Raw genomic sequence first — 10,819 nt, forward strand, 5'->3', positions numbered from 1 at the left:
TTACATTCCGAACCCGGAAGCTAAGCCTTTCAGCGCCGATGGTACTGCAGGGGGGACCCTGTGGGAGAGTAGGACGCCGCCGAACTCCTTTTAAAGTAGTTGAGCCCCGTGCCCTTGTGGCACGGGGCTTTTCTGCGTTCCCGGCCAGGTTCCGGGGACCCCCGTGCACCTGCCGGCCGGCCCGGACCGGCCTCGTGGTGAAGGTCGGTGATGGTGCATCAGGCGGTTTTGCGCACCCCCTGATTCAGGGTATGCTTTAGCTCGTTGCCGCAGGGCAGCAAGGCCCCAATAGCTCAGTCGGTAGAGCGTCTCCATGGTAAGGAGAAGGTCTGCGGTTCGATTCCGCATTGGGGCTCGTACCGACGAAAGGCCCCCGCCAAGTGGCGGGGGCCTTTCGCGTTTGAGGAGACACATGGACCGGACATGGCAAACTTCTCGCATGTCGATCATTGGCGTGTCTCCCGAAGTGTCCATCGCTTACGAGAGCTTCGGTGCCCCCGAGGACCCGCCGGTCCTGCTCGTGATGGGATTCGGCGCGCAGCTGCTCGGCTGGCACGAGGACTTCTGCCGGGCCCTGGCAGACCGTGGCCGCTACGTGATCCGATACGACAACCGTGACTGCGGGCTGTCCACCAAGTTCGACGATCACCCCGTCGACATGGGCGAGTTCATCGCAGCCGTCAGTTCGGGCGACCTTCCCACCGCCCTCGCGATGGTCCCCTATCGCCTTCGTCAGATGGCCGACGACGGTCTCGGGCTGCTCAGCGCGCTCGGTATCGAACAGGCCCATGTGGTCGGTGCCTCGATGGGCGGAATGATCGCCCAGACGATGGCCCTCTCCTGCCCGGAGCGCGTGCTGACCCTGACATCGATGATGTCCTCGACCGGTGAGAGCGAATACGGGCGGTCCAGCCCGGAGGCACAGGCGGTGCTGTTCGCTCCGAAGCCCGCGGACCGCGAGGGATATGTCGCGGCGGCGGAGAAGGAGCTCGTCTGGGCCTCCAAGCGATACGGGAGCGCCGACACGCTGCGTGAGCTGGCTGCCGAGAGCTATGACCGCTCCTACTACCCCGCGGGGATCGGGCGACAGCTCGGGGCGATGATCCTCAGCGGTTCACGTGCGGACGCGCTGCGCGAACTGCGGACGCCGACGCTGGTGATCCACGGACTGGACGACACGCTGATCGACCCCAGCGGCGGGAAGCGCACCGCGGAACTGGTGCCCGGTGCCGAGCTTCTGATGATCCCCGACATGGGCCACGACCGCCCCCGCGAACTCTGGCCCCGGCTCATCGACGCCCTGGTGTCCCACACCGGTCCGGACGGCCGGGCCTAACCCGCCTGCGGCTCCGGGACGCGCATCGCCAGGATGGCCATGTCGTCCGAGGCCGGGTCCGCCGCGAACCGCTCGACCGCCCGCAGGATGCGTGCCGCCACCGCGCCGGCCGTCAGGCCCGTACAGGTGGCCAGTACGTCCGCCAAGCCGTCGTCGCCGAGCATGCGGGTGCCCTCACGGCGTTCGGTGACACCGTCGGTCACGCACAGCAGGACATCGCCGGGATCGAGGGTCACCGTCTGCTCGTACAGCTCCAGGTCCTCGATGACGCCCAGCAGCGGCTGTGGCTCGGCCGCGGCCTCGACCGATCCGTCCTGGCGCAGGCGCAGCGGCAGCGGGTGACCCGCACAGACCACCTTCAGCAGCGCACTGCCGTCCTCCTGGGGCCACAGCTCGCCGTACAGCAGGGTCAGGAAGCGGCTGCGGGCGCCCTCGTCGAGGATGGCGGCGTTCAGCCGCTCCAGGACCGCGGGGCCGCCGAAGCCCTCGCGGGCCAGCAGGCGCAGGGCGTGACGGGCCAGACCCGTCACGGCCGCGGCCTCCGGGCCCGTGCCGCAGACGTCGCCGATGGCGAACCCGTAGGCACCGTCCTGGATCGGGAAGACGTCGTAGAAGTCGCCGCCCACCTCGTTGCCCTCACCGGCTGCCCGGTAGATGACCTCGATCTCGACATTGGGCACGTCCGGCAGCCCCGGCGGCAGCAGGCTGCGCTGCAGGGACTGGCTGATCGCCATGCGCTCCGAGTAGAGGCGGGCGTTGTCGAGCGCCAGGGCGGCCCGGCGGGACAGGTCCTCGGCCAGTTCCAGGATCTCCTGGCGGAAATGGTCGTCGGACGGTTTGCCGAGGGTGAGCATGCCGATGACACGGTTGCGGGCGACGAGCGGAAGGACCACCGTCTCCCCGCCCACCGCGGCAGCCGTCGCCAGCGTCGTACGGATACCCGCGCCCAGGCTGCCCGCGTCACCGAGGCCGATACCGCGCATCGAAGTGCGCAGGGCCGCCTGATGGGCCGCCTCGGAGGGCGCCGCCCAGGAGCGGGCACCGGGGGCCGGCACCGGATCCGGCGGGGCGATCTTGGAGAGGAGGGCCTTGAGGCCGTCGATGAGCTCCTCGTCCTCGTGCAGCACGTACGAGAGGTACGGGTCGGAGGACTGGTCGGCGATCGTGTAGACGGCGCACCAGGTGGCCAGGGTGGGGACCGTCATCTGAGCCATCAGGGCCAGCGTCTGATCCCGGTCGAGCGTGCCCGCCAACAGGTCCGACGCCTCCACGAGGAAGGAGAGCGAGCCGCGACGCAGCCGTTCCAGTTCGCCCAGGCGGGCCGACTCGACGGCCAGGGCGATGCGGTCGGCCGCGAACTGGAGACGCAGCGCCTCCTCGTTCGAATACCGACCCGCGGCCTCCGCCGCGACGCCCAGGGAGCCCGTCAGACGGCCCTCCACCTTCAGCGGGACGGTGACCACCGAGCGCATCCCGGTGTTGCCGAGCAGCGGGACGGCGCCGGGGACGGCGTCGAGGTCCTCGTGGACCGCGGGCATGCGGGCAGAGCCGTACCGTCCGGTGCCGGCCTCCACGGGGACGCGGGCGAAGCGCTGGCGGGCCGAGGGGAGGCCGGTCGTGGCCCGTACCTCCAGCTCGGTCTCGTCGTCCGTGGCCAGCAGCAGGAACGCGGCGTCGGCGTCGAGCATGTCGCGGGCCCGCTCGACGGTGCGCTGGAGCAGGCCGTCGAGGTCGTCGGGGGCGGGGGAGCCGATGAAGACCTCGAAGGGGTCCGCCTTGCGGCTCTCCGTGCCGTTGTCGGTGACGGGCGTGCGTACCGGTGACTGGAGCACGGCCCGCTCGTAGTCGCGGACCAGCAGACAGACCGTCGAGGGCTCGCCCCGGGTGTCCCGTACGCGCAGGTGGGAGCCGTAGACCGGGATGGTGCGGCCGTCGGCGCCCCGGATCCCGTAGCTGCCCTCCCAGCGGGAGAGGCGGAGCGCGTCGGCGATACCGGTGTTGGTCCCCGGTGTCTGCGGCCAGGCGGTGAGGTCGGTGAGCTGCTTGCCGATGACCTGCTCGGCGGTGTATCCGAACAGATACCCGGCGTCGTCGTTCCACGCGGCGATGGCGCCGAGGCTGTCGATCTGGACGACGGCGACCCGAACACGTTCGTCGGTGACCGGGAGCAGGTCGACGGGGAGCAGCGGACCCGCGGAGCGGATGCCCACCGGGCGGTCGGGGAGGTCCAGCTGGAACCAGACGTGCTTGTGCGCGGGGGAGTACTCGACGCCCCAGCGCGAGGCGAGCGCGGCGCACAGGAGCAGGCCCCGGCCGCCCTCGCGGTCCGGGCTGCCGAAATCGGGGCCGGTGGACTGGAGCGGGATCTCCCGTTCCGGATAGTGGTCCGAGATCTCGACCCGGACGCCGTCCTCCGTACGGAGGCAGAGAACGTCCGCCGCGGTGCCCGCGTGGACCACGGCGTTGGTGACCAGCTCGCTGGTGAGGACGACGGCATCGTCGACGACGTCGGTGTATCCCCACCCCTGGAGGGTGTCGCGGACAAAGGCGCGGGCGGTCGCGACGGAGCGCCCGACCGGGTCGAAGGTGGCAGCCGCGCGCGCCGTGATCACAGCACTCCCCATATGGTGTCTCGTCGCTTCCCCGAGTCCTGTGCCCGTTTCTAGCCGCTTCGATTCGCTTGCCAGGCTAGACGCTCCCCTCGGGTACCGGGTACACGAGGGCAGACTTGAGGCAAGGACCGACGGATACGGGCCTGTGGCCGGACAAGTGTGGGCTTCCCTGAGAAGGGATGTGGGACAACCATGGGACGTTCCACCCCGACCGGTTCCGGCCTGGTAGGTTTCAACGATTTGACGTCCGCATGGTCACCCGTCGACGGTGTGCTGTGGCGGTGAGCCATTGAGGATCTGGGCAAGCTCCCAGAGAAGACCCGAGCGATACGGTCAACCCTGCGGGAGGGACACGGTGGAGTCTGGCGTGGCGGCGCGGGGAACAGGCACGCGCACTAAAGGCGGACAGTCCGTGAAGAAGCAGCGCAATGGAACCATCGAAGTCGACGCCGCAGCGCTCAACAGACTGCTGGCCGGTCTGGTGGCCATGCGTGACGGTAACTTCCGCAGGCGCCTGACCGTCTCCGGTGACGGTGTGATGGCGGAGGTCGCCGCCGTCTTCAACGAGGTCGCCGACCGCAATGTGCACCTCACGGGTGAGCTCGCCCGGGTACGGCGGGTGGTCGGACGGGAGGGCAAGCTCACCGAGCGGCTGGAGACCGGCGCCTGCGAAGGGGCCTGGGCCGCCGCGATCGACGCCTCCAACGAGCTCGTCGACGACCTCGCGCGCCCCGTGTCCGAGGTCGGACGGGTGCTGTCGGCGGTGGCCGACGGCGACCTCGGGCAGCGGATGGAGCTCCGGTCGCACTCCACCGACGAGACGGTACGGCCGCTGCGGGGCGAGTTCCTGAAGGTCGCCCGTACGGTCAACAACCTCGTCGACCAGCTGTCGGCGTTCACCGAGCAGGTGACGCGGGTCGCGGTCGAGGTGGGGACCGAGGGCAAGCTGGGCGGACAGGCCCAGGTGCGCGGCATGTCCGGGTCCTGGAAGGACCTCACGGACTCCGTGAACACGATGGCCTTCCGGCTGACCGCGCAGGTGCGCGACATCGCCTTGGTGACGACGGCGGTCGCCAAGGGAGACCTGTCCCGGAAGGTCACCGTCCACGTGGCCGGCGAGATGGCCCAGCTGAAGAACACCGTCAACACGATGGTCGACCAGCTGTCGTCGTTCTCCTCCGAGGTGACCAGGGTCGCCCGCGAGGTCGGTACGGAGGGCGAGCTGGGCGGCCAGGCGACCGTGCCGGGCGTGGCCGGAGTCTGGAAGGACCTCACCGACTCCGTCAACACGATGGCGGGCAACCTCACCTCCCAGGTGCGCGGCATCGCTGAGGTGACGACGGCGGTCGCCAACGGCGACCTGTCGCAGAAGGTCCGGGTCAGCGCGCGCGGCGAGGTCGCGCAGCTCGCCGAGACCATCAACCAGATGACCGAGACGCTGCGCACCTTCGCGGACGAGGTCACCCGGGTGGCCAGCGAGGTCGGTGGCGGGGGTGTGCTGGGCGGACAGGCGCAGGTGCCGGGTGCCGCCGGGACGTGGAAGGACCTCACCGACTCGGTGAACACCGTCTTCCGCAACCTGACGACGCAGGTGCGGGACATCGCGCAGGTGACCACGGCGGTGGCCAGCGGTGACATGACGCAGAAGGTCACCGTCGACGTGGCCGGCGAGATGCTCGAACTCAAGAACACCGTCAACACCATGGTCGACCAGCTCCAGTCGTTCGGCTCCGAGGTGACCCGGGTGGCGCGGGAGGTCGGCGTCGAGGGCCGGCTGGGCGGCCAGGCGGAGGTGCCCGGCGCGGCCGGTACCTGGAAGGACCTCACGGACTCCGTGAACACGGCCTTCCGGAACCTGACGGGCCAGGTGCGGGACATCGCGCAGGTGACGACGGCGGTCGCCAACGGTGACCTGTCGCAGAAGGTCACCGTCGATGTCGCCGGCGAGATGCTCGAACTGAAGAACACCGTGAACACGATGGTCGCGCAGCTGTCGTCGTTCGCGGATCAGGTGACGCGGATGGCGCGGGACGTGGGTACGGAGGGCCGCCTCGGCGGTCAGGCGCGCGTCGACGGTGTCTCCGGTACGTGGAAGGAGCTCACCGACTCCGTCAACTTCATGGCGGGGAACCTGACCTCCCAGGTGCGCCAGATCGCCCAGGTGACCACGGCGGTGGCGCGGGGCGACCTGTCGCAGAAGATCGACGTGGACGCGCGCGGCGAGATCCTGGAGCTGAAGAACACCATCAACACGATGGTCGACCAGCTCTCCGCCTTCGCGGAGCAGGTGACGCGGGTGGCCCGCGAGGTGGGCACGGACGGGCGGCTCGGCGGCCAGGCACAGGTGCCCGGTGTGGCCGGTGTGTGGCGTGATCTGACCGACTCGGTGAACGGCATGGCGGGGAACCTCACCGCTCAGGTCCGTAACATCGCGCAGGTCGCCACGGCGGTGGCGCGCGGTGACCTGTCGCAGAAGATCGACGTGGACGCGCGCGGCGAGATCCTGGAGCTGAAGAACACCCTCAACACCATGGTCGACCAGCTGTCGAACTTCGCGGAGCAGGTGACCAGGGTCGCCCGTGAGGTGGGCACGGAAGGCATCCTCGGCGGTCAGGCCGAGGTGCAGGGCGTGTCCGGTACGTGGAAGGACCTCACGCAGTCCGTCAACGGCATGGCGAACAACCTGACCCTTCAGGTCCGCAACATCGCGGAGGTCACCACCGCGGTGGCCAAGGGAGACCTCTCCAAGAAGATCACCGTCGACGCCAAGGGCGAGATCCTCGAACTGGTCACGACCGTCAACACGATGGTCGACCAGCTGATGAACTTCGGTGACGAGGTGACGAGGGTCGCCCGCGAGGTGGGTACAGAGGGCATCCTCGGCGGCCAGGCCAGGGTGCGCGGAGCCACGGGTATCTGGAAGGACCTCAGCGAGAACGTCAACCTGATGGCCAACAACCTGACCAGTCAGGTGCGGAACATCTCCCGGGTCTCGTCCGCCGTCGCCAACGGCGACCTGACGAAGAAGGTCACCGTCGAGGCACGCGGCGAGGTGGCCGAACTGGCGGACACCGTCAACACGATGGTGACGACCCTGTCCTCGTTCGCCGACGAGGTGACGCGCGTCGCCCGCGAGGTGGGTACCGAGGGCGAACTGGGCGGCCAGGCACGGGTGCCCGGGGTCGCGGGTACCTGGAAGGACCTCACCGAGTCCGTGAACTCGATGGCGTCCAACCTGACCGGTCAGGTGCGCCAGATCGCCACCGTCACCACGGCCATCGCGAAGGGCGATCTCACCAAGAAGATCGACATCGATGCCCGGGGCGAGATCCAGGAGCTGAAGAACACCATCAATACGATGGTGGACCAGCTGTCCTCCTTCGCGGAGCAGGTGACCCGGGTGGCCCGCGAGGTGGGTACCGAGGGGCAGCTGGGCGGCCAGGCGCGCGTCCGGGGTGTCGACGGCACCTGGCGCGACCTCACCGAGTCGGTGAACGAGATGGCCGGAAACCTCACCCGTCAGGTGCGCGCCATCGCGGCCGTGGCCACCGCGGTGACCCGCGGCGATCTCAACCTGAAGATCGACGTGGACGCGGCCGGCGAGATCCAGGCGCTGCAGGGCAACATCAACACGATGATCGCCAACCTGCGCGACACCACGGCGACCAACAAGGAGCAGGACTGGCTCAAGGGCAACCTCGCCCGGATCTCCGGCCTGATGCAGGGGCGGCGCGATCTCGACGACGTCGCCTCGCTGATCATGAGCGAGCTGACCCCGGTCGTCTCCGCCCAGCACGGCGCGTTCTTCCTGGCCATGGCGACCGGCGACACCGACGCGCTGGGTGCGGAGGGCGACAAGGAGGGGGCGTACGTGCTCCGGATGCGGGGCAGCTACGGCTACTCCGCGGGCTCCATGCCGACGTCCTTCCGGCCCGGTGAGACGCTCATCGGTACGGCCGCCGAGGAGAAGCGGACGATCCAGGTGGACAACGTTCCGCCGGGTTACCTGAAGATCTCCTCCGGCCTCGGTGAGGCGCCGCCCGCGCATGTGATCGTGCTGCCGGTGCTCTTCGAGGGGAAGGTCCTCGGAGTGATCGAACTGGCCTCGTTCCAGCCGTTCACCCATATCCAGCGGGACTTCCTCAATCAGCTCGCGGAGATGATCGCCACGAGCGTCAACACCATCAGCGTTAACACGACCACCGAGAAACTGCTGGAGCAGTCGCAGGAACTGACCGAGCAATTGCGGGACCGCTCGCAGGAGTTGGAGAACCGGCAGAAGGCCCTCCAGGCGTCCAACGCGGAACTGGAGGAGAAGGCCGAGCTGCTCGCCCAGCAGAACCGCGACATCGAGGTCAAGAACACCGAGATCGAGGAGGCGAGGCAGGTCCTGGAGGAGCGCGCCGAGCAGCTCGCGGTCTCGATGCGCTACAAGTCGGAGTTCCTGGCGAACATGTCGCACGAGCTGCGCACGCCACTCAACTCGCTGCTCATTCTGGCCAAATTGCTGGCGGACAACGCCGAGGGCAACCTGTCACCGAAGCAGGTGGAATTCGCCGAGACGATCCACGGCGCGGGGTCCGACCTGCTCCAGCTGATCAACGACATCCTTGACCTGTCGAAGGTCGAGGCGGGCAAGATGGATGTCAGCCCGACCCGGATCGCGCTGGTTCAGCTGGTCGATTACGTGGAGGCGACATTCCGCCCGCTCACCGCGGAAAAGGGGCTGGATTTCTCCGTCAGGGTGTCGCCGGAACTTCCGGCCACGCTGCACACGGACGAGCAGCGGCTGCTCCAGGTGCTGCGCAACCTCCTTTCCAACGCGGTGAAGTTCACCGACAGCGGTGCTGTCGAGCTGGTGATCCGGCACGCGGGGGCGGAGGTGCCGAACGCCATCCGGGAACAGTTGCTGGAGGCCGGCTCGCTGCGTGACGCCGATGCCGATCTGATCGCGTTCTCGGTGACCGACACCGGTATCGGGATCGCCTCCAGCAAGATGCTGGTGATCTTCGAGGCGTTCAAGCAGGCGGACGGCACGACCAGCCGCAAGTACGGCGGTACGGGCCTGGGCCTCTCCATCAGCCGGGAGATCGCCCGCCTGCTGGGCGGCGAGATCCACGCGGCGAGCGAGCCGGGCCGTGGCTCGACCTTCACGCTGTACCTGCCGCTGCACCCGAGCGAACTCCCGCCGCAGGGCTACCCGCAGATCGGCCCCGGGCCGATCGAGACGCATGGCGGCGGGGTCGAGGGCGGGCGGCTGCCAGAGGCCGTCCAGGGGCTCGGAGAGGGTCTCCAGGACTTCGGACGGGAGATGGGCCAGCAGCAGGGCAGCGGCCAGGATCAGGGCGCCGCAGGGCTGTTCAGGCGCCGCCGCAAGGCGCTGGGCGGCTCCGGGCAGCAGCCCGCGCTGCCACAGGCCCCCGCGGCTTCTCAGGCGCCCAGGAGCGCTCCGCAGGAGCCCTGGACGCCGGCGGTCCAGGAGGAGCCCGAGGTCCGCAGGACGTTCCGGTTCAACGGCGAGAAGGTGCTGATCGTCGACGACGACATCAGGAACGTCTTCGCGCTCACCAGCGTGCTTGAGCAGCACGGGCTGGCCGTTCTGTACGCGGAGAACGGGCGCGAGGGGATCGAAGTCCTTGAGCAGCACGACGATGTGACGGTCGTACTGATGGACATCATGATGCCGGAGATGGACGGTTACGCGACGACCTCCGCGATCCGTAGGATGCCGCAGTTCGCCGGGCTGCCGATCGTCGCGCTGACGGCCAAGGCGATGAAGGGCGACCGGGAGAAGGCGATCGAGTCCGGAGCCTCCGACTACGTCACCAAGCCGGTCGATCCTGATCATCTTCTTTCCGTCATGGAGGGTTGGATGCGCGGAGAGTGATCGTCGATTGAGCGAATCAATGATGATTTGTTGATCGAGTGTGTCCGAAGTGGTGTGGGAGCGCGGTATCCGGGGAACCTTTTGGTCTCTCGCCGCGTTTCTGGTATGTGCACAGTGACATCGCGGTGACAGGGTGTGGTGACGGGCGGGGTGCGGCTACCATGACCGGCACAAGGACGGACGGCGTAAGGGAGTCGTCCCCTGGGGCGGCGCCCGGTGCAATTCCGGGGCGAGGAGGACGGGCCATGGTGCCGAAGGCCAAGATCCTCCTGGTCGATGACCGGCCGGAGAATCTGCTGGCGCTGGAGGCCATCCTCTCTGCGCTCGATCAGACACTGGTGCGGGCATCGTCAGGGGAGGAAGCGCTCAAAGCGCTGCTCACGGACGACTTTGCGGTCATTCTGCTGGATGTGCAGATGCCGGGCATGGACGGTTTCGAAACCGCCGCGCACATCAAGCGGCGGGAACGGACCCGGGACATCCCGATCATCTTCCTCACCGCGATCAATCACGGTCCGCATCACACCTTCCGGGGTTATGCGGCAGGCGCGGTGGACTACATCTCGAAGCCGTTCGACCCGTGGGTGCTGCGCGCGAAGGTCTCGGTCTTCGTCGAGCTGTACATGAAGAACTGCCAGCTCCGCGAGCAGGCCGCGCTGCTGCGGCTCCAGCTCGAAGGGGGCGTGCCCGTGGGCGCGAACCACGAGAAGGAGCCCGCCGGGCTGCTGGCCGAACTCTCCGCACGGCTCGCGGCCGTAGAGGAGCAGGCCGAGGCGCTGTCCAAGCAGCTCGACGACGAGTCGGCGGACGCCGGAGCGGTGGCCACCGCCGCTCACCTCGAACGGAAGCTGACCGGGCTGCGCCGGGCGCTGGACGCCCTGGAGCCAGGCACCAACGGCGGACCGGCCCCGCTCACCTCGTAACGCGCCGGGCCGCGGGCCGTACCGCCCTTGCGCGTCAGGCGCCTTCGGGCCCCGGCTGCGA

General features: G+C 68.6%; 4 protein-coding genes, 1 tRNA gene and 1 rRNA gene. 5 read left to right on the plus strand and 1 reads right to left on the minus strand.

The window, feature by feature from the left end; genetic code table 11:
- The 3 genes from rrf to ACFVQ0_RS27395 all read left to right on the plus strand — a co-directional run.
- A 5S ribosomal RNA gene (gene rrf, locus ACFVQ0_RS27385) occupies nucleotides 1-85 on the plus strand; the annotation flags it as partial.
- Nucleotides 86-282: 197 nt separating this feature from the next.
- Nucleotides 283-355 (plus strand) — tRNA-Thr (locus ACFVQ0_RS27390).
- Between the two features lie 84 nt (nucleotides 356-439).
- Nucleotides 440-1,336, plus strand: coding sequence for an alpha/beta fold hydrolase (locus ACFVQ0_RS27395; RefSeq protein WP_390091864.1), 897 nt, complete (start codon nucleotides 440-442; stop codon nucleotides 1,334-1,336).
- Here the strand turns inward: ACFVQ0_RS27395 and ACFVQ0_RS27400 are convergent.
- A complete protein-coding gene (locus tag ACFVQ0_RS27400) occupies nucleotides 1,333-3,960 on the minus strand; it encodes a SpoIIE family protein phosphatase (protein WP_390091865.1) in 2,628 nt (875 codons plus the stop codon). The two genes, ACFVQ0_RS27395 and ACFVQ0_RS27400, sit on opposite strands and share 4 nt — an antisense overlap.
- 400 nt (nucleotides 3,961-4,360) lie before the next feature.
- Between ACFVQ0_RS27400 and ACFVQ0_RS27405 the strand changes: the two genes are divergently transcribed.
- Entirely contained in the window at nucleotides 4,361-9,835 is a 5,475-nt protein-coding gene (locus ACFVQ0_RS27405; protein ID WP_390091866.1) for a HAMP domain-containing protein, read from the plus strand.
- A 245-nt stretch (nucleotides 9,836-10,080) separates the two neighbouring features.
- Complete coding sequence (locus tag ACFVQ0_RS27410; RefSeq protein ID WP_390091867.1) at nucleotides 10,081-10,758, plus strand: two-component system response regulator; 678 nt, start codon at nucleotides 10,081-10,083, stop codon at nucleotides 10,756-10,758.
- Nucleotides 10,759-10,819 lie beyond the last annotated feature (61 nt).

Source organism: Streptomyces sp. NPDC057900, from assembly GCF_042887885.1.
In the GTDB taxonomy this organism is placed as follows: domain Bacteria; phylum Actinomycetota; class Actinomycetes; order Streptomycetales; family Streptomycetaceae; genus Streptomyces.

What these genes read in the sequence shown, in the direction of transcription:
- ACFVQ0_RS27395 (WP_390091864.1), top strand. Translation starts at nt 440, where the DNA reads ATGTCGATCATTGGCGTGTCTCCCGAAGTGTCCATCGCTTACGAGAGC.
- ACFVQ0_RS27400 (WP_390091865.1), bottom strand. Translation starts at nt 3,960, where the DNA reads ATGGGGAGTGCTGTGATCACGGCGCGCGCGGCTGCCACCTTCGACCCG.
- ACFVQ0_RS27410 (WP_390091867.1), top strand. Translation starts at nt 10,081, where the DNA reads ATGGTGCCGAAGGCCAAGATCCTCCTGGTCGATGACCGGCCGGAGAAT.